Source organism: Mycobacterium sp. Soil_C_30 (assembly GCF_057656995.1).
In genome coordinates, this window is the sequence record NZ_JBDGJH010000030.1 from 51,832 (window position 1) to 73,716 (window position 21,885).

A 21,885-nucleotide genomic window follows, 5' to 3' on the forward strand; every position below is an offset into this window, starting at 1 on the left:
GATGCCCGCACTCGATACGTTGATCGTCGGCGCCGACCTCATCGATGGCACAGGTGCCCCTGCCACACGCTGCGACATCGGAATCAATGGCGACCGCATCGCCTACCTTGGCCTGAACACCGAGGTCCAGGCTGCGCACACGGTGGATGCCACGGGGATGATTGTCACTCCAGGGCTCATCGATCCGCACAGCCATAGTGATTGGTCGGTTCTGGGCAACCGGGAGGCTTACAGCACGGTTCACCAGGGCGTCACCACTGAGGTGGTGGGCAACTGCGGTGTCACCTACGCCCCACTGGGCGACGACGATGTCGAACCGGCGCAGAACGCTCTGGGGGCTCTGGGGTTTGAGGGGCCGGTCGACTGGCGCAGTTTCGGTGACCTGCTGCACAGGGTGCACTCCGGCGGAACGGCCCAAAACCTCATGTGGTTTGTCGGGCACACCGCGATCCGGGCGGCAGCCAGATCCAACGCGAACAGACACGGAAAAGACGAGGATCGGGAGAAGATCAGGCTTCTGGAGGAGGCCATGGACTCAGGAGCGATCGGGTTCACCAGTGGTCTCGAATACGGCGACGGACGGTTCGCTGACACAGCAGAACTCGTCGATCTTGCCAGTGTTGCGGGCCGACGAGGCGGCATGTACGCCAGCCACATTCGTAATCGTGACGCTGGTCTGAGCGCAGCTGTCGACGAATTCTTCGACGTGGTGAACCGCGCCGGAATTCGGGCTCAGCTCTCGCACCTGAACGTGCGGTACGACACCGGTGCGCGGACCGGTGCCTGGGAACAGGTGACGCAGCGGGTGGTCGATGAGAGGCGCCGCGGTACCGATGTGCTCGCCGACATGACCCCTTATCCGCACGGAATCGGCATGGCCGCGGGTCTGCTGCCTGGTTGGCTCTTGAAGCGCCCCGCCGCGGAAGCCGCTGAATTGCTCAATGACAGCGAAGTCCGTGCTCGAGTCCGACAGGACTGCGATCGCTACTGGCGATTCGTCCATCGTGGTCAGTGGGAGAGGGTGCGGCTGGGCGTGTCCGCCACCCACCCCGAGTGGGAAGGGCTTCCGTTCCCTCGTATCGCCGAGTTGCACGGCCGCGACGAATGGGACTGTCTGTTCGACATTCTCGCCGCCGCCGGGTCTGACCTTGGTGGCGTGCAGCTTCTCGGGTTGTTGTTCACCGAGGATCACCTCACGGAGGCCATCGCGCACGATCACTTCTTGCTCGGGGTCGACGCCTTCACGGCATGCCGTCAGGGTCCGCTGCACGCACGTACCCGAGATCCGCTCTTCTACTACGGGCACATGCATTACCTCGCCCACCATGTGCCTGCGGGAACACTGTCTTTGGAGAGTGCAATCTGCAAGATGACCGGCATGGTGGCAGACCACTTCGGGATTCGCGACCGCGGGTATCTGCGTCAGAACTACCGCGCCGACGTGGTGGTGTTCGATCCAAAGGTTCTGTCGCAGACGGATACCTGGGCGATGCCACATGAGTACGCCGACGCCGCTCGATACGTCTGGGTCAACGGGGTCGGGGTCATATCGGGTGCCCGGCACACCGGGCGTCTGCCCGGCCAAATGCTGCGCTGACAGTCACAAACAACAAGGAGGAACACCTAGACATGAAGATCACACGAATCGAGACATGCGGACTGCGTGGGGCCACACCGGAGGGCGGTTGGTCGAACGAGCTGCGTCCCGACGATGTCGTCCACACCCTCGTTGCCGTACACACCGATTCAGGCCAGGTCGGTATCGGTAGTGCATTCACCGCCGAAGGCCTGGTCCGTGCAGCCCTCGATCTGCTGCGCCCGCATCTCATCGGACAGGATGCGCTGGAGGTGGAGCGGCTCACAGAGACGCTGCACCAGAGTGCCTTCTGGATGGGCCGTGGCGGTGCCTTGACCCACGCGACCAGCGCCATCGACATTGCACTGTGGGACCTCGCCGGTCAGGCGTTGGATCAGCCGGTCGGCCGCTTGTTGGGAGGGCGCTACCGAGAGCGAGTCCGTCCGTACGCTTCCGTCCTGATGGATGAAACGCAGGTCATGACCGAGAACCTGAGATCGCTTGTCGCTGAGGGCTTCACCGCGTTCAAGATCGGCTGGTGGAAGTTCGGCCGCGTCGACAGCGCCACAGACGAGCGCACCGTTGCGGCAGCTCGTGAGGCGGTGGGTGACCGGCTGCTGGCTGTTGACGCGGGCGGCTCGGAGGCGTTCTTTCCCGGTGGGTTGTCCTGGGCGAAACGCACGGCAGACATGCTCGCTGCGTATGACGTGGCCTGGTTCGAGGAGGCTCTGGCCCCCGATGACGTCGACGGATTCGTGGCGTTGCGAGCACACTCGAAGATCCCGATCAGCGGTGGCGAGGTCCTCACCCGGCGGCAGACATTCGCGCCATACATCACCGCAGGAGCGTTCGATATCGTGCAGCCGGACACCACCAAAGGAGGTGGCTTGAGTGAATCACGGCGAATCGGTTGGGCGGCACAAGATCACGGCATCCGCCTGATCCCGCACGGATGGAACACCGGAGTGGGTTTGGCGGCCGACCTGCAGCTTGCCTCCGCACTTGCCGCCACCGATTTCGTGGAGTACAAGACCGGATCCGCGTACATCGACGAACTGGTGGCAGGCGGCTGGTCTCTGGACACCGACGGGATGTTGGTTGTTCCTGGAACCCCCGGGCTCGGGGTGACACTGAATCCTGACGCTTTGGCGGCTTACGGCACGAACCCGGCCTTCGCGCGGGCAGCATGAGTGCGGCCGAATCTGTTCAGACCTTGTTCACCCATCCTGTGGTTCCGCTTCTCACCGTGCGCGCCATGAAGGACGTCGATGTCATCGGCGACGGGCTGGTCGACGGCGGGCTGCCCGTGGGTGAAGTGGCACTGCGAGGTCAGTACGGCATCAGCGCGATACGGCGGCTCGCGGCGCGCGGTGACGTCTTGGTCGGCGCTGGAACGGTGCTGACGGTCGCTCAGGCGGACGAGGCGATCGATGCCGGAGCGCGATTCATTGTGACACCGGGACTCGATTCCGATGTGGTGCGCCACGTTTGCGACACCGGTATCCCGATCATCCCAGGCGTGCTCACGCCGTCGGAGGTCCAGGCTGCGGCGCGCCTTGGGTGCAACCACGTCAAGCTCTTCCCCGCTGGTGCGCTGAACGCAGCCGCCTGCTTGAGTGCCTTCGCGGAGGTCTATCCCGGCATGCAGTTCATGCCTTCCGGTGGGATCCGGCAGACCGATATCTCGGAATTTCTCGTATTACCAAATGTTTTCGCCGTCGCGGGGAGTTGGATCGGTGCCGTCGCGTACGGAGGTGCGGCGGCGGTGGCGAATGCGTGCCGGGCGGCCGTGGCCGCGGCTGAGTCGGTGCGGCCGCAGTGACGGCCGGCGAACCCGTCGATGTGGTCACGGTAGGGGAGAGTCTGGGATTGCTCACCGCGGGTCGGGTGGGCAGCCTACGGCACGTGCGAGATCTGCAGCTGGGTTTCGGTGGCGCCGAGAGCAATGTGGCCATAGGCGTGGCGCGACTGGGTGGTTCCGCCCTGTGGATCGGTCGGGTGGGTGCGGACCCGCTCGGCCAACTCATCGTGCGGGAGCTTCGTGCGGAAATGGTGGAGACGGTCGCGGTCGTGGATGACGAGGCTGCAACCGCTCTGATGCTCAAGGAGCGCCCACGGCCCGGCGCCAGCCGGGTCACCTACTACCGCAGGAATCAGGCAGGGAGTCATCTGCGGCCCGAAGATCTCCCGCTCGGAATTATCGAGCGGGGCCGGATCCTCCACATCACAGGCATCACAGCAGCTCTGGGCGAACGTCCACTTGCGACTCTCCATATGGCCATCGATTACGCAAAGAAGGCCGGTCGCGTCGTTTCGTTTGACGTCAATCACCGTGCCAGTCTGTGGGCCGACAGCGGTGAAGCGGCAAGCACCTACCGCGACCTGGCCCAGCGCGCCGATATCGTGTTCGCCGGCGAGGACGAGGCGGCGCTGGTGACAGGCGAGACGGACCTGCGGAGGCAGGTCGACGGCCTGCTCGCACTCGGTGTTGATCGAGTGGCCATCAAGCGGGGAGCCATGGGCGCGGCCGCCGCCTCCCGCAGCGGAATCGTACTGCGGGAGGCCCATCGGATAGCAGTGGCCGATACGGTAGGCGCGGGCGACGCCTTCGTCGCGGGCTGGCTGGCCGACATGGTCCGCGGCGCCGACATCCAACAATGTCTGGAAACTGCTTCAGCGTGCGGCGCTTTGGCGTGCACCGGCCTCGGTGACTGGGAGGCCGCGCCTACCCGGAGCGATCTTCTCCGGTTGTCCGGCGTCGATGGCGATCCCGTCAGCCGTTGACGCAGACGCTGGGCGTCTAGCGGTTGCGTACCCCGTTGACGCCGAGATACAGCACGTACCCCAGGCCGCCGGCCAGGGCCAGCTTCCGGGTCCTCGCGCTGAGCAGTCCGAGGCCGATCGCGGTCTCGATTCCGCCGTTGACGTAGATGTACTGACGGGTGTTCGTCGGGAACGCCGGTGCGGTGATCGATTCGAAGAGTTGCGGCTTCACGAAATGCGAGACACCGGTGGCGGCCAGGGCCAGTCCGGCCAAGCTGGGGAAGCGTGACTTCTGGGTCAAGGTAACCGCTTTCTGCTCAGGCGATTTGGTAATCGGTCAGGGGGAATTCACTGGCTTCTTTGATGGCGTCGTGTGTCGACATCGGTCGGAGCAAGCTGGGTTCGCCCTGCGGGTTGAAATAGTAGGACCGCGAGGAGGCGCAGTTGCCCAGCGTCCACAGCGAGTCGCCCAGCAATTCCGTCATCCGGTCCAGGTAGGCGGCGTTGGCTTCCTCGGTGACTTCGAAGGTGGTGGCGCCGCGGCGTCTCAGTTCGCCGAACAGCCGGTCCATCAACCGCATCTGGTATTCCATGGTGTTGAAGAAGTTCAGGCCCAGGAACGCGTACGGGCTGGCCAGGCTCAGGAAGTTCGGGAAGTACGGCATGGACACGCCCTGGTAGGCCTGGAACCTGGTGTCGCGCCACCACTTTCCGAGGTTGCGCCCGTCCCTGCCGACGATCTCGATGGCCGGGAAGTTGGCCTCCCACAGATCGAATCCGGTGGCCAGCACCAGGGTGTCGATCTCGGTCTTGGTGCCGTCGTTGTTCACGATGCCGTCGGCGGTGATGTGGTCGATACCGTCGGTCTGCAGGTGCACGTGCGGCTTGGTGAATGAGCGGAAGTAGTTGTTGGAGAAGGTCGGTCGCTTGCAGCCGATGTCGTAGTCGGGGGTGAGCCTGCGGCGCAGTTCCTTGTCGCGGATCTGCACGAACTGGTTGATCTTGCAGAGGTCCATCGCGGAGATGTTCAGCCGCCGGAACAGCGGAACGCGGTAGTGCACGACGCCGATGTTGATCATGGCTTCGTAGATCGTGTCGGTGACGGCACGAATCACGCGCTGGGTCCAGGGCAGCCGGCTGAACACTCGCTTGGCGCGCTCGGAGATCGCGAAGTCGAGCTTGGGCGCCACCCAGATGGGGGTGCGCTGGTACACCGTGAGGTCGGCGGCGTTCTTGGCCAGTTCGGGGATCAGCTGCACGGCAGTGGCGCCGGTGCCGATGACGGCGATCCGCTCATCGGCGGGGTTGTAGGTGTCGTCCCAGTCGGTGGTGTGGATGACCCGGCCGGTGAAGTCGGTGATGCCGTTGATGTCGGGCATCTTCGGTTGTGACAGGAAACCGGTGGCGGTGATCAGGTACCGGCAGCTCAGCGTGTCGCCGCCGGCCAGGGTGACGCGCCACAGCTTGGCCTCGTCGTCCCAGCGGGCGCCGTCGGCGGTGGTGTTGAACCGGATGTGACGCCGGATGTCGTACTTGTCGGCGACGTCGTCGGCGTACTGCTTGATCTCGGCGCCGGTGGAGAACAGCCGTGACCAGTTGGGGTTGGGCTCGAAGAAGTACGAGTACGTGGTGGTGGGGACGTCGACGGCGAGGCCGGGGTAGTGGTTGACGTACCACGTTCCGCCCAGGTCGTCCTCGCGGTCGAGAAGGACAAAATCGTGGAACCCGAGTCGCTTGAGCTGGATCGCGGCCCCGATCCCCGCGAAACCGGCGCCGACGATGACGACGTCCACTTGCTCCGTGGTCATGCGACGACGATACCTCAACTTACCCATGGGTAAGTTAGGGCACTTGGACCCTTTCTGCGGTGCCGAAAGGGGTCATCAGCGCAGCTGCACCCGCGCCAACGCCGGCGCCGCCGCCACCACCGTGAATGGCGTCGCCAGCGGAAAGTCCGCGCTCAGTGACTCGATCCGGGCGCCGCGCACCAGCGTGGCCAATGCCAGCGTCGCCTCCAACATGGCGAAGTGATCGCCGATGCAGGACCGAGGACCACCGCCGAACGGCAGGTACTGCCAGCGGTTGCGCCCGTGCGAGCGTTCCGGCAGGAACCGGTCCGGGTCGAATGTCAGCGGGTCGTCCCACAGGCTCGGGTCCCGGTGCAGCGCGTAGATGGAGATGCTGAGCATGGTGCCCGCTTCCACGCGGTGGCCGTCGACGGCGATCTCCTCGGAGATGACGCGGGGCATGCCGGCCGCCGGCGGACACAGTCGCAACGCCTCGTGCAACACCCGCACCGTGTACCCGAGCGCCGGGACGTCCTCCGGTGTCAGGGGTCGGCCACCGAGTGCTGCCACCTCGTCGTACACCCGTTGCTGGAGGTCCGGGTGGCGCCCGAGCGCCCACAGGGCATACGTCAGCGTCGTCGACGTGGTGTCATGCCCGGCGAGCATGAACAACACCAGTTCATGGCAGATCTCCTCGTCGGTCAGCGCTCGACCGGTCGCGGGGTCCGACGCGTCCACCAGAGCCCGCACCAGTGGGGCATCGACGTCCGGGTCCGCACGCACGGAGGTCAGGATCTCGGCGGCCAACCGCTGCAGTGTTGCGCTGGCCTCGCGGGCCCGGCGCTGGCCCGCAGTGGGCACCCATTGCGGCAGGTTGAGGGGCCGCGACGCGCGATCGGCGATCCATCCCAGCGCGGTCCGCAACGCCGGGCCCACCGAATCCGCGCGCTCGTCGAGATCCAGACCGAACACCGACCGCCCCAGTGCTCGCAGGGTCAGCGCCCGGCTTTCGATATCGAGATCGACAAGTTGGCCGTCGCGCCACCGCTCGGCGACCATCTGCGCTGCGGTGGCCATGTGGCCGGCGTAGCGCGGCACATGGGATTTGGTGAACATCGGCTGCAAGGCACGCCGCCGCGGCAGCCACTGGTCATGGGGCAGGTCGAGCAGGTTGCCGCCCATCAGGGTGCGCATCTGCACCATCGCCGTCGACCGGCCGCGGTCGGACACCGCGTCGCGTCGGCTCAGGACGTCGTGCGCCCCTTGCGGTGTGGCCACGAGAACGATGGGTGGCACCAACCATTTGGGTCCGAAGGTGATGCGTGAGATCCGGCCCCCGGACGCGATCAGCACAGCGTGGCCTTCGACGAACGAGCGCAGCAGAGCCAGTTGTCGACGGCGCGGGAGCGGATTCATCGGCGCCAGCGGCAGTTCTGTCAGCTCGGTGCGTGTGACGGTGTCCACCATGACCCATCCCCCGATTCCTGTGCTCAGGTGTCAGGGTTCGAGCGTGCCGGGTGCGCGAGGCCCCGGCTTACGTAGTGCGCTACCTCAATCGACCAGGTCCATCTCCGCGGGGCTGTTGCCGCCGATGGGCTGCGACAGCAGACTCAGCGTCGTCAGCGGCCCGCCGAACTGCTGCAGCAACCCGCCTTCGTCGTTTCTGCCCAGGTCGATCGGCGTGAATCCGAACTGCTGGATCAGCGCCTTCACTTCCTCGTTTGCGCTCGGGTGATTGCCGGAGACGAAGAGGACGCGGCTAGCACCCGATGTGTCGCGCGGTTCGCGGGCCAGGACCTTGGCCCAGGTGTGGCCGAACGCCTTGACCACGCGGGCGTTGACGGCCCATTCGCCCACCAGGTCCGACGATGCGCGTCCGCCCAGATCGGCCGGGGAGAAGTCGCTGTAGTCGATTGCGTTGGTGGCATCGACGATGATGCGTTGCCGCCAGTCCGGTATCTGCTCGACGAGTCCGCGAACGGCTTCGAAGGGGACCGCCAGCACCACCACATCGGCGAGAAGCGCGTCGCCGACCTCGATGGGCCTGATGGCGGGACCGATCTCACTCAGCAGGCGGGATACCGAGTCGACACCTCGTGCGGCCGCGACACCGACCGGGATATCCGCGCGAGAGAACTGCCGGGCCACTGCAGAGCCGATGTTGCCGGCTCCGATGATCGCGTACTGCACTTTCCGCTCCTTCTGGTTCTATAACGCTCGACACAGAACGCCGACGATAGCAGGTTCTATAACGGTCGGCACAGAACGGTTAGAATCGCGCCATGGCACGGCCACGGGAATTCGACCGAACCGAAGCGCTCGAGCGCGCGATGTACGAATTCTGGAGTCGCGGCGGCTACGACCACACGTCGATCAGTGATCTCACGGCGGCCATGGGCATCTCATCGCCCAGTCTCTACGCCGCCTTCGGCGGCAAGCGGGGGCTGTTCGACGAAGCCGTGGCGATGTACGAGAGCCGACCGGCGGCGCCGGCCACGCGCGCGGTGGCCGCGCCGACCTCGCATGATGTGGTCGAGCGGATGCTGACCGCGGCGGCGCGCGAATACACCGACGCCGGCCATCCCCGCGGGTGCCTTGTCATGGCGGATCCCCAGTTGGCGCAACGACGCAATGACGGCCGGGCGTTCATCGCCGACCGGCTGCGGGGCAGTGCCGACTCCGGTGACCTGCCGGACTCACTGGATCCCGAAGATCTTGCCGAGTTCCTCATCGTGATGCTGAACGGAATGGCCGCGCGCGCCCGAGACGGCGTCGATCACGAGCGCCTGAGCGCGGTCGCCGACATCGCGGTGCGCTGCCTGCGCTTCTAGAGCGCGCGCAGCGCGGCGTCGACCGCCAGTGCGGGCACGTCCAGCGTCTTGGAGTTCAGGTCGTGGCGGGCGCCGGTGATCTCGACGATCTCGGTGGGCCCGCTCACCAGTGCCGCGGCTGCCGTCAACTCCTCGATCGAGCCGAACGGGTCGGCCGTGCCGTGGGTGAAAACGGTGGGGATGCGGATGTCCGGCAGGTGTTCGGTGCGCGCCCGCTCCGGCTTGCCGGGCGGGTGCAGGGGATAGGAGAACAACGTCAGAGCTGTCAGGCCGCCACCGCCTGCCGCTCCGGCTTCTTCTCGCGCCGCCACCATGGACGTCATCCGCCCGCCGTACGAATGCCCGCCGGCCAGCACCGGGCCGTCGCTCAGCGTGTGCGCCAATTCGATGGCCTCCACGATGCCGGCCTGATCGGCCGCGGCTGAACCCGACGGCGGTCCCTTGGGGCGTCGCCGTCGATAGGGGAGGTTGTAGCGGATGGCCAACCACCCGCGGCCGGCCCACTCGTCGCACAGTCGGACCAGCAGTGGCGCCTCGCGGCTGCCGCCGGCCCCGTGCGTCAACAGCACGACTCCGGCGGGCGGGCTGTCGGGTTCGTGCGCCACCCCGGCGATCGGCTCAAGATCCATCGTCGGCCAACCGGAACAGTGGGTTGACGGGTCCGTGCCCACGGCCCAGAGGATAGGCGGCCCGGATGCACTCGGTCACCCACGCTTTGGCGAACTGCACCGCATCCGGCACCGAATAACCATGTGCCAGAGCGCAAGCGGTCGCGGCGGCCAGGGTGTCACCAGCACCGTGATCGTGGCCGGTGCCCACCCGCGGAGCGGCGAACTCGTAGAACTCCGTGCCGTCGAAGAGCAGGTCGGGGCTCGCGCTCGACGAGCGCAGGTGCCCACCCTTGACCAGCGCCCACTGCGGCCCGAGAGCGTGCAGCGCCCGCGCCGCGTCGCGCTGGGACTCGGTGTCGACCACCTCGATGTCGACCAGCAGGCGCACTTCGTCGAGATTCGGTGTCACCAACGTGGCCAGCGGGAACAACTCGGTGCGGATGGCCGACAGGGCGCTGGGGTGCACCAGCGGGTCCCCGTGCATCGATGCGCACACCGGGTCCACCACCAGCGGCACCGTCAGTGCCTCGGCTCGCCAGGTCTCGGCCACGCATCCGATGATCTCTGATGACGCCAGCATGCCGGTCTTGGCGGCTTCGATGCCGATATCGGAAGTCACCGCGCTGATCTGCCCGGCCACCACGTCGAGTGGAATCTCGTGAAAGCCCTTGACGCCCACCGAGTTCTGCACCGTCACCGCGGTGACGGCTACGCAGCCATGCAGGCCCAGCATCGCAAACGTGCGCATGTCGGCCTGGATACCCGCACCGCCGCCGGAGTCGGAGCCGGCGATGGTCATCACCCGGTGCGGTGTCTGCCCGGGCGGGCTCAGCGGTAGGTACGTCATGAGGTCAAGGGTAGGTAGACGCGGTTGCCCTGCTCGGCGAACTCCGCAGATTTCTCCGCCATGGCTTCGCGGATGTCCTGGGTGATGCGCATCGAGCAGAACTTCGGTCCGCACATCGAACAGAAGTGGGCGGTCTTGGCCGGGGCCGCCGGCAGCGTCTCGTCGTGGAATTCGCGGGCGGTGTCTGGATCCAGCGACAAATTGAACTGATCCTCCCAGCGGAACTCGAACCGGGCCTTGCTCAACGCGTCGTCACGTTGTTGAGCGCGCGGGTGTCCCTTGGCCAGATCGGCGGCATGCGCAGCGATCTTGTAGGCGATCACGCCGTCCTTGACGTCTTTCCGGTTCGGAAGGCCCAGGTGCTCTTTGGGAGTGACGTAGCAGAGCATCGCCGTGCCGGCCTGGGCGATCATCGCCGCGCCGATCGCCGAGGTGATGTGATCGTACGCAGGCGCGATATCGGTGGTCAGCGGTCCCAAGGTGTAGAACGGTGCCTCGTCGCAGAGCTCTTCTTCGAGGCGGACGTTCTCGACGATCTTGTGCATCGGCACATGACCGGGTCCTTCGATCATCACCTGCACGCCATGGCTTTTCGCGATCTTCGTCAGTTCGCCCAGGGTTTCCAGTTCGGCGAACTGCGCCGCGTCGTTGGCGTCGGCGATCGACCCGGGGCGCAGCCCGTCGCCGAGGGAGAACGTCACGTCATACCGGGCCAGGATCTCGCACAGCTCGGCGAAATGGGTGTAGAGGAAGGACTCGGTGTGATGGGCCAGACACCACGCCGCCATGATGGAGCCGCCGCGGCTGACGATGCCGGTGACCCGGTTGACGGTGAGCGGGATGTAGCGCAGCAGCACACCGGCGTGCACGGTCATGTAGTCGACGCCCTGCTCGCATTGCTCGATCACGGTGTCGCGGTACACCTCCCAGGTCAGCGCCGTCGGGTCACCGTTGACCTTCTCCAGGGCCTGATACATCGGCACGGTGCCGACGGGGACGGGCGAGTTACGCAGGATCCACTCGCGGGTCAGGTGAATGTCCTTACCGGTGGACAGGTCCATGATGGTGTCGGCACCCCACCGGGTGGCCCACACCATCTTGTCGACCTCCTCGCCGATCGACGAGCTCACCGCCGAATTGCCGATGTTGGCATTGACTTTCACCGCGAAGGACTTGCCGATGATCATCGGTTCGGTCTCGGGATGGTTGTGATTGGCCGGGATGACCGCGCGGCCCCTGGCAACTTCGGAACGCACCAGTTCTGCTGGTACACCTTCCCTTTCGGCGATGAAGGCCATCTCCGCGGTGATCTCCCCGGCGCGCGCCCGCTGCAGCTGGGTACCCCGGTCGCGCACGACCGTACGGCGTGGCAGCCCCTTCTCCAGGTCGACGTGCGCCTCGGCGTCGGTGTACGGCCCGGACGTGTCGTACAGGTCGAGATGCTCACCGTTGGTCAGGTTCACCCGACGGAACGGCACCTTGGCGCCGTCGGGAAGTTCGCGGTAGGTCTTGTGGCTGCCCGAGATGGGGGCATGGGTCACGGATACGGCAACAGCACTCATCAGTTCACTCCCTACGCCGGCATTACCCGGTCAGGTTCGTACGGTCGACGGCCCCAGCCGTCCTCTCAGCGCACTCGGTGTGCACTCCCGTGTGGGTTACGCGACCAACCTAGCGCAGTCCGGTGCCGTGCCACACCCCGGGACGACGGAACGGGATGGAATGGGAATTGCACCACGAAGGTTTGCATAGCTAACATATGTAAATTGCGGCACACACCGTGGTGGGCTGCGCACGCACTCGATACGAAACGAAGAATGCTGATGACTGCCGAGCTCACCACCACCGACGCGAGCCTCACCGCCACCGCTCGACGCCGGATCAAGATGGACCACGACCACCCCCGCTACAAGTGGGTGGTGCTGTCCAACACGACCCTGGGCACCCTGCTGGCCACCATCAACGCGTCCATCGTGTTGATCTCGCTGCCGGCGATCTTCCGCGGTATCGGCCTGAATCCCTTGGCGCCCGGCAATGTGAGCTACCTCCTCTGGATGCTGATGGGCTACCTGGTGGTGACCGCCGTGCTGGTGGTGCCATTCGGCCGCCTGGGCGACATGCTCGGCCGGGTGCGGATCTACAACCTCGGGTTCGTGGTGTTCACGGTCGCCGCGGTGGCCCTGTCGTTCGACCCGTTCTCCATGGGCGGCGGTGCGGTGTGGCTGATCGCCTGGCGCGTGGTCCAAGGTGTCGGCGGCGCCATGCTGATGTCGTCGTCCTCGGCGATCCTCACCGACGCCTTCCCGGCCAATCAACGCGGTATGGCGCTGGGCGTGAACATGGTCTCCGCGGTCGCCGGCTCATTCCTGGGCCTGCTGATCGGCGGTTTCCTCTCCGAGTGGCACTGGCAGGCCATCTTCTGGGTGGGCGTGCCGATCGGCCTGGCCGGCACGGTCTGGAGCCTGCGCTCGCTCAAAGAACTCGGATCCCGTACACCGGGCCGCATCGACTGGGCCGGAACGCTGACCTTCGGCGTCGGTCTGACGGTGTTGCTGGTCGGTATCACCTACGGCATCCAGCCCTATGGTGACTCCACCACCGGCTGGACCTCTCCTCTGGTCCTCGGTTCGATTGCCGCCGGGTTGGCACTGCTGGTGGTGTTCTGCCTCATCGAACTGCGGGTGTCGCAGCCGATGGTCGACATGAAACTGTTCAAGTCCGCATCGTTCGGCATGGGCAACCTCGCCGGGTTGATGTCGTCGGTGGGTCGCGGCGGCCTGCAGTTCATGCTGATCATCTGGTTGCAGGGCATCTGGCTTCCGCTGCACGGTTACAGCTTCGAGTCGACGCCGCTGTGGGCGGGCATCTACCTGCTGCCGGTCACCATCGGGTTCCTGGTGGCGGGTCCGATCGCGGGATCGCTGTCCGACCGGTTCGGGGCCCGGCCGTTCACCGTCGGCGGCATGCTGTTGATGGCGGTGACATTCGTTGCGCTGCTGCTGATCCCGGTGAACTTCGACTACTGGATGTTCGCGGTCATCGTGTTCCTCAACGGTCTGGGTGGCGGTATCTTCACCGCCCCGAACACCGCGGCCATCATGTCGAGCGTGCCGGCATCCCAGCGCGGTGCCGCCTCGGGTGTGCGCGCCACGTTCTTCAACGCCGGCTCGTCACTGTCGATCGGTATCTTCTTCTCGCTCATGATCGTCGGGCTGGCCAACACGCTGCCCTCCACCCTCAGCACCGGGCTGCAGGCGCAAGGCGTGTCCGCTGACGTCGCACACGACGTCGCCGGCCTGCCACCCGTCGGGAGTCTCTTCGCGGCGTTCCTGGGCTACAACCCCATCGCCGAACTGCTGGAGCCGTACCACGCGTTGCAGCAGCCGGGCGTCAACGCCGAGGTGCTCACCGGTAAGACGTTCTTCCCGGAGCTGATCACCCAACCGTTCCACGCGGGTCTGGTGGTGGTGTTCGCGGCTGCGGCGGTGATGATGGTGCTCGGCGCCGTCGCGTCCTGGATGTCGCCGGGCCGCTACGCCGACGCACCCGGCGCCGACAACGCCGCCTGATCCGGGCACCCCACAAAATCCAGTGGGGCTTGTCGGAGTCACCCGCTACGGTCGAGGGCATGCCCGAGGCAGCCATCGAGGCCATCGATCTGGTGAAGAGGTTCGGCGACCACACCGCCGTCGGCGGTATCAGTTTCACCGTCCCGCAGGGCACGGTGCTGGGACTTCTCGGACCCAACGGCGCGGGCAAGACCACCACGGTGCGGATGATGACCACGCTCACCGAACCCACCAGCGGCACGGCGCGGGTGGCCGGCTTCGATGTGCGGCGCGACCCCGAACAGGTACGCCGCCACATGGGCCTGACCGGGCAGGCCGCCACGGTGGACGAGCTGCTCACCGGCCGGGAGAACATCCGGATGATCGGCAGCCTCTACGGGCTGCGGCGCAAGGAGTTGGACCGGCTCGGCGACGAGCTGCTGCAGCAGTTCTCCATTGCGGACGCCGCCGATCGTGTGGTGAAGGGCTACTCGGGCGGGATGCGCCGCCGCCTGGACCTCGCGGTCAGCCTGATCGCCGCCCCGCCGGTGCTGTTCCTGGATGAGCCCACCACGGGTCTGGACCCGCGGTCGCGCAGCGAGCTGTGGGACGTGCTGCGCGGACTCGTCGCCGACGGCACCACGCTGCTGCTCACCACGCAGTATCTGGAGGAGGCCGACCAACTCGCCGACACCATCGTCGTCGTCGACCGCGGCCGCATCATCGCCGAGGGCACTCCGCTTCAGCTCAAGGAGCAGGCGGGCAATGCCAGCCTGGTCGTCACCGTGTCGCACGCCGCTGACCTGGAAAGCGCACAGGCCATCGTCGCCAGAACCGGTGCCGAGGTCCACGTCGACGTCGGCGCGCGCAGGCTCACCGCGTCGGCCGACGGGCTCGATGACATGACCCGGGTCGCGTCCTGGCTGCAGGACAGCCACATCGAGGTCGACGACATCGGCCTGACCCGGCCCAGTCTCGATGACGTGTTCCTGTCATTGACCGGCCGCACCACCGCTGAGGAGGCCACCGCATGACCACCGTCCGGGAAGGCGCGCCACCCAGCACCACCGCGCGTCCACAGACCCGCCGCACGTCGCTGGCGTACCAATCGTGGATCATGGTGAAACGCAACATGATCCACACCAAGCGCATGCCGGAGATGTTGTCGGACGTCACCGCGCAACCCATCATGTTCGTGCTGCTGTTCGCCTTCGTCTTCGGTGCGTCCATCACCAATACCGGCGGGGCGTCCTACCGGGAGTTCCTGCTGCCCGGCATCCAGGCGCAGACCATCGTGTTCTCCGCGTTCGTCGTCGCCGCAGGCATCACCGCCGACGTCGAGAAGGGCATCATCGACCGGTTCCGGTCGCTGCCGATCTCCCGATCGTCGGTACTCATCGGCCGCAGCGTCGCCAGCCTGATCCACTCGTCGATCGGCATCGTGGTGATGGCGTTCACCGGCCTGGCCATCGGCTGGCGCATCCGGGGCAGCGTCGGCGAGGCGGTCCTGGCCTTCGCGCTGGTGCTGGTGTTCGGGTTCGGCATGATCTGGTTCGGCATCCTGATCGGCTCGTTGATGCGCTCGGTGGAGGCCGTCAACGGCGTCATGTTCACCGTGCTGTTCCCGGTCACGTTCCTGGCCAACACTTTTGTGCCCACCGAACCGATGCCGCATTGGTTGCGGGTGATCGCCGAATGGAATCCGGTGTCCTCGCTGGCGCAGGCCATGCGCGAACTGTGGGGCAACGGCCCGGCTGCGGCGCCGGACGCGCAACTGCCACTGCATCATCCGGTGCTCGCGACCATTCTGTGGTCTCTGGCGCTGACCGCGGTGTTCGCGCCCTTCGCGTTGCGGGCGTACACCCGGCGCACATCCGACTGACGTTCAGTTGGACCGGTCGAAGCGAGCGCTATGCTGTGCCCAAACGCCGACGGCTAGGGGTAGCAGTGCCACAGGACAAGAGCCGGCCGACCATGCAGGACATCGCCGACAAGGTCGGCGTGTCCAAGGCGCTTGTGTCACTGGTGTTTCGCAAGGCGCCCGGCCCCAGTGCGGAAACCCGGGAGAAGGTGCTCGCCGCCGCTGAGGAACTCGGCTACCGGGTGAACCGCACGGCGGCGTTGATGACGGCGCGGCGGTCGCATCTGATCGGTGTTGCGGCGTTGATCCGGAACAGCTTTCACGCCGAGGTGGTGGAGCACATCGTCGCCGCCGCCGACCGCGCAGGATACGAGGTGGTGCTGGGTGCGGTGACGCCCACCCACGGCGAATCCAGGGTGATCGACACACTGCTCGACTTCCGCTGTGAAGGCCTGCTGCTGATCGGACCGGAGCTGGCGGGGACAGCGCTGACCGAGTTGGGGGAGCGGGTGCCCACGGTGGTGGTCGGCAGGCGGATCTCCTCGGAGTCGCTGGACGTGGTCCGCACCGCCGACGCCCGCGGTATCGGCGCCATGGTCGACCACCTCGTGGAGGCCGGGCACCGCCATATCGTGCACGTCGACGCCGGTTCCGGTGTCATCGCCACCGACCGGCGCAACGGATACCTGCGGGCCATGCGACGCCACGGTCTCGGTGACGCCACGCAGGTGGTCGGGGGCGCCTTCACCGAGGAGGCGGGCATGGCAGCGGCGAAGTCGCTGTTGAGCGCCGAGCTGCCGACCGCGGTGGTGTGCGCCAATGACCGCATCGCCGTCGGGGTCATCGACACCTTCCGGCGGGCCGGGCTCGACGTGCCCGCCGATGTCTCGGTCACCGGCTACGACGACAGTGCGCTGGCGCGGCTGGGCCACATCGACTTGACGACCGTGAGCCAGCAGCCCCGTGAGCAGGCCGATCGCGCCATCGGTGCGGTGGTGTCGCGGCTGGACGCGGGCCGCACCGAGCCGCTGTCCTCGGTTCTGGCCCCTGAGCTCGTGTTCCGCACCACCACGGCGGCGCCGCGCCGCCACGCTGATACCGCCTGAGGCGAGCGACCACTCCACTCTTGACACCCGGGTGTGACCGCGCTCATAGTGGGACTTAGACCGGTCAAATAGACCGGAGCAAGTCAGATCATTCGATCGAGAGAAGGACACCGTGGCTTCACCGAAACGTGCGGTAGGAATCGCCTTGGCCACTGCCGCTGTGGCCCTCGGCCTGGTGGCCTGCAGCAGCACCGGCGGGAAGCCGGAAGAGCAGGGTGGCTCCCAGGACGGAGCGAGTATGAACGTCGATCTGCCCCGGCACACCGTGGCGATGATCGGGCACTGGGACCCCAGCGACGCGTTCGTCGACATCCTGCGCAAGGGTGCTGAGCAGGGCGCCGCCACCAACAACGTGGAGTTGCGCTACTCGTCTGATCCGCAACCCGACAAGCAGGCCACGCTGGTGCAGAACGCGATCGACACCGACGTCGACGCCATCGCACTGGATCTCGCGCATCCGGAAGCGCTGATGGAGGTCTCCAAAAAGGCTGTCGCAGCCGGTATTCCGGTGGTCGCCTTCAACTCCGGTTATGACGACTGGAAGCGTGCCGAAGCGTTGATGTACATCGGTCAGGACGAAGTGATCGCCGGGACCGCGGCCGGCGAGCGACTCAAGGACCAGGGCGCCACCAAGGTGCTCTGCGTGGTGCACGAGCAGGGCGTCTCGGCACTCGACAAACGGTGCAACGGAGTCGAAGCCGGCTTCGGCGGCGCAGTCGAACGGATCTATCTGTCGGGCTTCGACATGGCCGCCGCACGCAGCACCATGGAAGCAAAATTGGCCCAGGACCCGGCCATCGACGCGCTCATCACCCTCAATGCGTCGTACGCCATGACCGCGCTACCGGTCACCGAAGCCACCGGCCGGCCGATCACCGTGGCCACCTTCGACACCAACCCGGAACTGATGAACGCCATCAAGGACAACAAAGTGGCCTTCGCCGTTGACCAGCAACCCTGGCTGCAGGGTTACCAGGCCGTCGACACGCTGGCCAACTACCTCAACAACCGCAGCATCCTCGGCGGTGGTCAGCCGATCCTCACCGGTCCGTCCTTCATCGACGGCTCCAACATCGAACAGATCGCGCAGTACGCACAGGAAGGTGTGCGTTGACGGCGGATAGTCACCGAATCGGCCCAATGCCGCTGCGCTGCCGTCACACTCGTCTAGAAGCGAAAGGGAGTCCGTGAAGCTCGGTGTCTACACCGCGATCCTGAATGCCGTGCACCTGCCCGCCGACTCGGTGTCGATTCGGTGAAGTATCAGCCGCTGGGTACGACGGGGCTGCAGGTGTCGGCGGTGTCGTTCGGCACCGCCCCGCTCGGTGACATGTTCGGCACCGCCGACCAGGGCACCGCGATCAGGTCGGTGCGTGAGGCGCTGGATGCCGGCATCAACTTCTTCGACTCCTCGCCGTATTACGGCGGCGGGTTGGCCGAGGAGCGTCTGGGTGCCGCACTGAAAGGCCGTCGCGACGACGTGATCATCGGCACCAAGGCGGGCCGCTACGGATTCGACGAGTTCGACTTCTCACCACAGCGCATCCGCGACGGTGTGCACCGTAGCCTGGAACTGCTGCAGACCGATCACGTTGATGTCCTGCAGCTGCACGATATCGAATTCGTCTCGCTGGACGGCGTTTTCGCAGACTCCTACGGGGAACTCGTCCGGTTGCGTGACGAAGGGAAATGCCGGTTCATCGGGATGACGGGCTACCCGTTGCACACGTTGCGGCGGGCGGTGACCGAAACCGATCTCGACGTGGTGCTCAACTACGCCCACTTCACCTTGTTGAACACCGAACTGACCGGCTTCCTGCCGATGGCGCAGGAGAACGGGACGGCGGTGATCAACGCCGCTGCGGTGGCGCTGGGGCTGCTCACACCGGCCGGGCTGAAGGCCGATGTACCGGTCAGTGACGCGGTGCGGGCCGCGTCGCGGCGGGTCAACGACATCTGCATCCGGCACGGTGTCGACATCGCCTTCCTGGCCAACCAATTCGCCATTCAGCGCTCGGGATGTCCCACCACCGTGATCGGCACCACCAAACCCCATCACCTCCACTCGGCGGTACGGGCGGCCGGTGAACCCATCGACGAGGACCTGCTGGCCCAGGTTCTGGCCGCCACCGCCGACGTGCAGAACGTGTCCTGGCCCAGCGGATTGAAGGAGAACAACTAGATGCATGCTGTTGTGCTCGGTGCCGACGGCAGAGAGTACGTGGGCGAGTTGCCCGACCCGGCCCCGGCAGCTGATGAGGTGGTACTGCGGGTCGACTACTGCGGCATCTGCGGCAGCGATCTGCACGCCCAACAGCAGGGCTTCGGGGTGGGGGTCGCCCTCGGACACGAGTTCGCCGGAGAGGTCGTCGAACTCGGTTCCCAGGTAACTGATTTCGCCGTCGGTGACCGCGTGTGCGTCAACCCCAACGGTGACTGGTGCGGTCGGTGTGGATTCTGCCGCGCGGGCCAGTACAACCTGTGCACGGCGCTGTTCCGCACGGCCGTCGGTGTGGCGCGCCACGGGGGTATGGCGCCCTATGCGGCGGTGCCCACCAAGGTGCTGCACCGCCTGCCCGACGGTGTGACCACCAAACAAGGCGCTTGGGTGGAACCGCTGGCGACGGCGCTGCGTGGTGTGCGCAGGTCGGGAATCGGTATGGGCGACCCGGCAATCGTGTTCGGCGGCGGCCCGATCGGGCTTCTGGTCATCACGCTGCTGCGCGCGATGGGAGCCGGTCAGATCACCGCGTTCGAACCGTCGCCACTGCGGGCAGCCAAGGCCGCCGACGTCGGTGCCGACGCGGTGATCGATCCGTTGACCGTCGACGCAGGCGAGGTGTTCCCGGATCTGGCGGCGGCGCCGTCGCATGCGTTCGAATGCTCGGGCGTCGCCGCCGCCACCGAGATGGCGTTGCGCGTGCTGCGTCCCAGAGGCACACTCACCGTCACCGGTGTCGCGGCGAAACCGCCGTTCTACCAAGCGCCGGACCTCGTGTTCAAGGAACTGACCATTCAGGGCAGCTTCATCTACGAGGGTGAGTTCGCCATGGCGATCGACCTGCTGGACCGCGGGATGGTCGATATCGACCCGCTGACCAGTGGTGTCCGCGATATTGCCGCTGGGCCGGATGCTTTCGACGAAATGCGGGACGCGTGCACCTTGGTGAAGGTGCTGTTGCGGGCTCAGTCGTCGATGTAGACGTGCGGGCAGCTCAGGTCCACATACACCGTCTCGGTCGGATCGCCGGACATGCCGCGTACCGCGTTGACCGCGCATTCAGAGATCGGGCCGTTGCGCGAACCGTTGATCTGCACGCTGTAGCCCTGACTGCGCAGTTCTCGGATGGTATCGGTGGCCGACGAACCTGCCGGTGCGGCAACGGCATTGCCCGCCAGGCCGATGGTGACGGGTGCCAGCGCGGCGCAGGCCGCGGTGGCGAACAGATAGCGTTTCATGGTTGACTCCTAGAGGCGTTGGGTTCAAATGACTGGGTGGTCGTGCCTGTGCTGTTGGTGGGGCGCTCCTAACGTGTCAGGGGTGGGCGAACAGTGCTCCGGGAAAGTTGCGGGAGACTTCGGCGCGGCCGTCGTGGAACAGTCGCACGTACGAGAAGCGGAAGAACCGGCTCAACCGCTGCGGCGGCGTCACCAGAAGCGCTGAGCTCAGCGCATGGGCGGTCACCGCGTCGTCGGCCACCACCCACGCCGCGGCGATGTCTGCTGTGGACTCCGGCGCGGAGGCGCACACCGCCTGGTCGGTGAGCGTGGCGACGCCGATGGCCAGATCGGGCTGGGCGGGGTGTCGTAGCGCCACATGCAATCCCGTCGTACCGCTGTGGCGCATGCCGCCGTCGACGTCGACCACGAAGCCGTCGCTCCCGCGCCGGTGCAGCACGGCGGTGATGGTGTCGATCAGGTGGCCCGCACTCGCTGTGCCTGAGCCACCCAACGGATCGACGGCACCGCCGGTGGCCGCATGAAGAGCGTCGTGTACGGCGAAGACTTTCGCCGCGTCGGCAGGGGAGCTGAGTCGACCGCCGTCGTCGGTGAACAGCGATCGCTCGAATTCCTCTAATATGCTTGTTATTTCACCGGTGGGCAGCGGATCCTCGGCTTCGATCGTCACGGAGAAGGTCCGTGCGGACTCGAAACGCGGGCGCCGCGGTCCGCCCACTCGTGTGGTCATGGTCTGGGGCGAGTCGACGGACTGCAGCTTGGTCATCGGGATCCTCAGGAAAAGGTCGTTGGGCCTGTTGATTTCAACCTAACGACGTCTGAAGACCCCGCCCATGGCTACATAGGAGTTCCATATCCGGGGAGCGCTTGCGTAGGAAAGTTCTATGAATCAGGTGACATCCGGGGTACTCACGCTTTTGAGGTCGGCCGAGCGTCGCGGCCGGAAGGCGTGAGTCGCTCGTACACCCGCCACCACATCACTTCGTGGTCGACCATGGAGATCTCACCCCGCTTCAGGCGGGAGTCGGCGACCGTCAGTGCGTGCGCAAGGGTGGTGATCTCCGCGGCGACAGCCTGAGCGCGGTCGTCATGATTGCCTCGCAGGAGCGCGACCGTGCGGGTGCGGACCAGCGAGCGCTCGGGACCGGCCTGAAAACAACTGGCGGCGCCCGCACTCAGAACGATCCCTGTGGACATCGCCAACGCTTGCCACGGGCTGAGGAACTGGGTCAGGACGATCTCGGCGACCATCCAGGCAGCAGCGCCCCACACGGGGAAGCCACGCCACAGTCGCAGCCGCCGGCGCTGTAGGGCCGTGATGCCGGGTGGATACACCGTGAGGCGGTAGCGGGTCATCCCGAAGCGGTCGGACTGCACATCCAGAGCGCCCCACACTCGTCCACCTACTGCCATATCTCCAGGTGTAGTCGCCGCCAGGGCGCCTGGCATCGATCCATACGGATCCTTGACGGCGTAATGGAGCCTGGACGGCTAGG

22 protein-coding genes and 1 riboswitch are annotated in these 21,885 nt (G+C 66.1%); of the genes, 12 read left to right on the forward strand and 10 right to left on the reverse strand.

Going from position 1 to position 21,885, the window contains the following annotated elements; all coding sequences use genetic code 11:
• Nucleotide 1 precedes the first annotated feature (1 nt).
• Genes AC3A6P_RS33520 through AC3A6P_RS33535 form a run of 4 tightly spaced genes read left to right on the forward strand, consistent with a single transcriptional unit; the run spans nucleotide 2 to nucleotide 4,360 of the window.
• Nucleotides 2–1,597 (forward strand): N-acyl-D-amino-acid deacylase family protein, encoded by a 1,596-nt coding sequence (locus AC3A6P_RS33520; protein ID WP_487696709.1) that lies wholly within the window; start codon nucleotides 2–4, stop codon nucleotides 1,595–1,597.
• 32 nt (nucleotides 1,598–1,629) lie between these two features.
• The gene (locus AC3A6P_RS33525) at nucleotides 1,630–2,766 is read left to right on the forward strand and encodes a mandelate racemase/muconate lactonizing enzyme family protein (protein ID WP_487696710.1); all 1,137 of its coding nucleotides are present in this window, start codon (nucleotides 1,630–1,632) and stop codon (nucleotides 2,764–2,766) included.
• On the forward strand, nucleotides 2,763–3,398 hold the full coding sequence (locus tag AC3A6P_RS33530) for a bifunctional 4-hydroxy-2-oxoglutarate aldolase/2-dehydro-3-deoxy-phosphogluconate aldolase (RefSeq protein ID WP_487696711.1): 636 nt from the start codon (nucleotides 2,763–2,765) through the stop codon (nucleotides 3,396–3,398). Before AC3A6P_RS33525 ends, AC3A6P_RS33530 begins: the two co-directional genes overlap by 4 nt.
• A gap of 20 nt (nucleotides 3,399–3,418) precedes the next feature.
• Nucleotides 3,419–4,360 carry a sugar kinase gene (locus tag AC3A6P_RS33535; RefSeq protein ID WP_487696743.1) on the forward strand — a complete coding sequence of 314 codons (942 nt, stop codon included), beginning with the start codon at nucleotides 3,419–3,421 and terminating at the stop codon, nucleotides 4,358–4,360.
• A gap of 16 nt (nucleotides 4,361–4,376) precedes the next feature.
• Here the strand turns inward: AC3A6P_RS33535 and AC3A6P_RS33540 are convergent, their stop codons facing one another.
• The 4 genes from AC3A6P_RS33540 to AC3A6P_RS33555 all read right to left on the reverse strand — a co-directional run bounded on the left by AC3A6P_RS33540 (nucleotide 4,377) and on the right by AC3A6P_RS33555 (nucleotide 8,316).
• A complete protein-coding gene (locus AC3A6P_RS33540; RefSeq protein ID WP_487696712.1) occupies nucleotides 4,377–4,640 on the reverse strand; it encodes a hypothetical protein in 264 nt (87 codons plus the stop codon).
• Nucleotides 4,641–4,656: 16 nt separating this feature from the next.
• The gene (locus AC3A6P_RS33545) at nucleotides 4,657–6,147 is read right to left on the reverse strand and encodes a flavin-containing monooxygenase (protein WP_487696713.1); all 1,491 of its coding nucleotides are present in this window, start codon (nucleotides 6,145–6,147) and stop codon (nucleotides 4,657–4,659) included.
• A 75-nt stretch (nucleotides 6,148–6,222) separates the two neighbouring features.
• Nucleotides 6,223–7,593, reverse strand: coding sequence for a cytochrome P450 (locus AC3A6P_RS33550; RefSeq protein ID WP_487696714.1), 1,371 nt, complete (start codon nucleotides 7,591–7,593; stop codon nucleotides 6,223–6,225).
• A gap of 84 nt (nucleotides 7,594–7,677) precedes the next feature.
• Nucleotides 7,678–8,316: an NADPH-dependent F420 reductase gene (locus tag AC3A6P_RS33555; RefSeq protein WP_487696715.1), complete on the reverse strand. Its 639-nt coding sequence runs from the start codon at nucleotides 8,314–8,316 to the stop codon at nucleotides 7,678–7,680.
• A gap of 92 nt (nucleotides 8,317–8,408) precedes the next feature.
• Between AC3A6P_RS33555 and AC3A6P_RS33560 the strand changes: the two genes are divergently transcribed.
• Entirely contained in the window at nucleotides 8,409–8,957 is a 549-nt protein-coding gene (locus AC3A6P_RS33560) for a TetR/AcrR family transcriptional regulator (RefSeq protein ID WP_487696716.1), read from the forward strand.
• On the opposite strand, the gene AC3A6P_RS33565 is transcribed toward AC3A6P_RS33560, so the two are convergent.
• The 3 genes from AC3A6P_RS33565 to thiC all read right to left on the reverse strand — a co-directional run bounded on the left by AC3A6P_RS33565 (nucleotide 8,954) and on the right by thiC (nucleotide 11,977).
• On the reverse strand, nucleotides 8,954–9,586 hold the full coding sequence (locus AC3A6P_RS33565; protein WP_487696717.1) for an alpha/beta hydrolase family protein: 633 nt from the start codon (nucleotides 9,584–9,586) through the stop codon (nucleotides 8,954–8,956). The two genes, AC3A6P_RS33560 and AC3A6P_RS33565, sit on opposite strands and share 4 nt — an antisense overlap.
• A complete protein-coding gene (gene thiD / locus AC3A6P_RS33570; protein WP_487696718.1) occupies nucleotides 9,576–10,415 on the reverse strand; it encodes a bifunctional hydroxymethylpyrimidine kinase/phosphomethylpyrimidine kinase in 840 nt (279 codons plus the stop codon). The genes AC3A6P_RS33565 and thiD overlap by 11 nt, the downstream gene beginning before the upstream one ends.
• Complete coding sequence (gene thiC / locus AC3A6P_RS33575) at nucleotides 10,412–11,977, reverse strand: phosphomethylpyrimidine synthase ThiC (RefSeq protein WP_487696719.1); 1,566 nt, start codon at nucleotides 11,975–11,977, stop codon at nucleotides 10,412–10,414. The genes thiD and thiC overlap by 4 nt, the downstream gene beginning before the upstream one ends.
• Nucleotides 11,969–12,078: riboswitch (TPP riboswitch) on the reverse strand. It overlaps the preceding gene by 9 nt.
• Nucleotides 12,079–12,238: 160 nt before the next feature.
• Here thiC and AC3A6P_RS33580 point away from each other — a divergent pair.
• From AC3A6P_RS33580 to AC3A6P_RS33610, 7 genes are all read left to right on the forward strand, one after another.
• Complete coding sequence (locus AC3A6P_RS33580; protein ID WP_487696720.1) at nucleotides 12,239–13,984, forward strand: MFS transporter; 1,746 nt, start codon at nucleotides 12,239–12,241, stop codon at nucleotides 13,982–13,984.
• Nucleotides 13,985–14,043: 59 nt separating this feature from the next.
• Nucleotides 14,044–14,997: an ATP-binding cassette domain-containing protein gene (locus AC3A6P_RS33585; protein ID WP_487696721.1), complete on the forward strand. Its 954-nt coding sequence runs from the start codon at nucleotides 14,044–14,046 to the stop codon at nucleotides 14,995–14,997.
• Nucleotides 14,994–15,845, forward strand: a complete 852-nt coding sequence (locus AC3A6P_RS33590) for an ABC transporter permease (RefSeq protein WP_487696722.1) — start codon at nucleotides 14,994–14,996, stop codon at nucleotides 15,843–15,845. Before AC3A6P_RS33585 ends, AC3A6P_RS33590 begins: the two co-directional genes overlap by 4 nt.
• A 92-nt stretch (nucleotides 15,846–15,937) precedes the next feature.
• The gene (locus AC3A6P_RS33595; protein ID WP_487696744.1) at nucleotides 15,938–16,930 is read left to right on the forward strand and encodes a LacI family DNA-binding transcriptional regulator; all 993 of its coding nucleotides are present in this window, start codon (nucleotides 15,938–15,940) and stop codon (nucleotides 16,928–16,930) included.
• Nucleotides 16,931–17,042: 112 nt separating this feature from the next.
• Nucleotides 17,043–18,044: a substrate-binding domain-containing protein gene (locus AC3A6P_RS33600; RefSeq protein ID WP_487696723.1), complete on the forward strand. Its 1,002-nt coding sequence runs from the start codon at nucleotides 17,043–17,045 to the stop codon at nucleotides 18,042–18,044.
• Nucleotides 18,045–18,185: 141 nt separating this feature from the next.
• Nucleotides 18,186–19,112: an aldo/keto reductase gene (locus AC3A6P_RS33605; protein ID WP_487696724.1), complete on the forward strand. Its 927-nt coding sequence runs from the start codon at nucleotides 18,186–18,188 to the stop codon at nucleotides 19,110–19,112.
• Complete coding sequence (locus AC3A6P_RS33610) at nucleotides 19,113–20,132, forward strand: zinc-dependent alcohol dehydrogenase (protein WP_487696725.1); 1,020 nt, start codon at nucleotides 19,113–19,115, stop codon at nucleotides 20,130–20,132.
• Here the strand turns inward: AC3A6P_RS33610 and AC3A6P_RS33615 are convergent.
• The 3 genes from AC3A6P_RS33615 to AC3A6P_RS33625 form a co-directional block, all read right to left on the reverse strand.
• On the reverse strand, nucleotides 20,117–20,389 hold the full coding sequence (locus tag AC3A6P_RS33615) for a hypothetical protein (RefSeq protein ID WP_487696726.1): 273 nt from the start codon (nucleotides 20,387–20,389) through the stop codon (nucleotides 20,117–20,119). The genes AC3A6P_RS33610 and AC3A6P_RS33615 overlap by 16 nt on opposite strands.
• Before the next feature lie 76 nt (nucleotides 20,390–20,465).
• On the reverse strand, nucleotides 20,466–21,155 hold the full coding sequence (locus AC3A6P_RS33620) for a hypothetical protein (protein ID WP_487696727.1): 690 nt from the start codon (nucleotides 21,153–21,155) through the stop codon (nucleotides 20,466–20,468).
• 143 nt (nucleotides 21,156–21,298) lie between these two features.
• On the reverse strand, nucleotides 21,299–21,784 hold the full coding sequence (locus AC3A6P_RS33625) for a DUF6611 family protein (RefSeq protein ID WP_487696728.1): 486 nt from the start codon (nucleotides 21,782–21,784) through the stop codon (nucleotides 21,299–21,301).
• Between the last annotated feature and the right edge of the window lie 101 nt (nucleotides 21,785–21,885).

Coding starts and splice junctions, on each gene's coding strand:
- AC3A6P_RS33520 (WP_487696709.1), top strand. CDS start 2: ATGCCCGCACTCGATACGTTGATCGTCGGCGCCGACCTCATCGATGGC.
- AC3A6P_RS33525 (WP_487696710.1), top strand. CDS start 1,630: ATGAAGATCACACGAATCGAGACATGCGGACTGCGTGGGGCCACACCG.
- AC3A6P_RS33530 (WP_487696711.1), top strand. CDS start 2,763: ATGAGTGCGGCCGAATCTGTTCAGACCTTGTTCACCCATCCTGTGGTT.
- AC3A6P_RS33545 (WP_487696713.1), bottom strand. CDS start 6,147: ATGACCACGGAGCAAGTGGACGTCGTCATCGTCGGCGCCGGTTTCGCG.
- AC3A6P_RS33550 (WP_487696714.1), bottom strand. CDS start 7,593: ATGGTGGACACCGTCACACGCACCGAGCTGACAGAACTGCCGCTGGCG.
- AC3A6P_RS33560 (WP_487696716.1), top strand. CDS start 8,409: ATGGCACGGCCACGGGAATTCGACCGAACCGAAGCGCTCGAGCGCGCG.
- AC3A6P_RS33565 (WP_487696717.1), bottom strand. CDS start 9,586: ATGGATCTTGAGCCGATCGCCGGGGTGGCGCACGAACCCGACAGCCCG.
- thiD (WP_487696718.1), bottom strand. CDS start 10,415: ATGACGTACCTACCGCTGAGCCCGCCCGGGCAGACACCGCACCGGGTG.
- thiC (WP_487696719.1), bottom strand. CDS start 11,977: ATGAGTGCTGTTGCCGTATCCGTGACCCATGCCCCCATCTCGGGCAGC.
- AC3A6P_RS33580 (WP_487696720.1), top strand. CDS start 12,239: ATGACTGCCGAGCTCACCACCACCGACGCGAGCCTCACCGCCACCGCT.
- AC3A6P_RS33585 (WP_487696721.1), top strand. CDS start 14,044: ATGCCCGAGGCAGCCATCGAGGCCATCGATCTGGTGAAGAGGTTCGGC.
- AC3A6P_RS33590 (WP_487696722.1), top strand. CDS start 14,994: ATGACCACCGTCCGGGAAGGCGCGCCACCCAGCACCACCGCGCGTCCA.
- AC3A6P_RS33595 (WP_487696744.1), top strand. CDS start 15,938: ATGCAGGACATCGCCGACAAGGTCGGCGTGTCCAAGGCGCTTGTGTCA.
- AC3A6P_RS33610 (WP_487696725.1), top strand. CDS start 19,113: ATGCATGCTGTTGTGCTCGGTGCCGACGGCAGAGAGTACGTGGGCGAG.
- AC3A6P_RS33615 (WP_487696726.1), bottom strand. CDS start 20,389: ATGAAACGCTATCTGTTCGCCACCGCGGCCTGCGCCGCGCTGGCACCC.
- AC3A6P_RS33620 (WP_487696727.1), bottom strand. CDS start 21,155: ATGACCAAGCTGCAGTCCGTCGACTCGCCCCAGACCATGACCACACGA.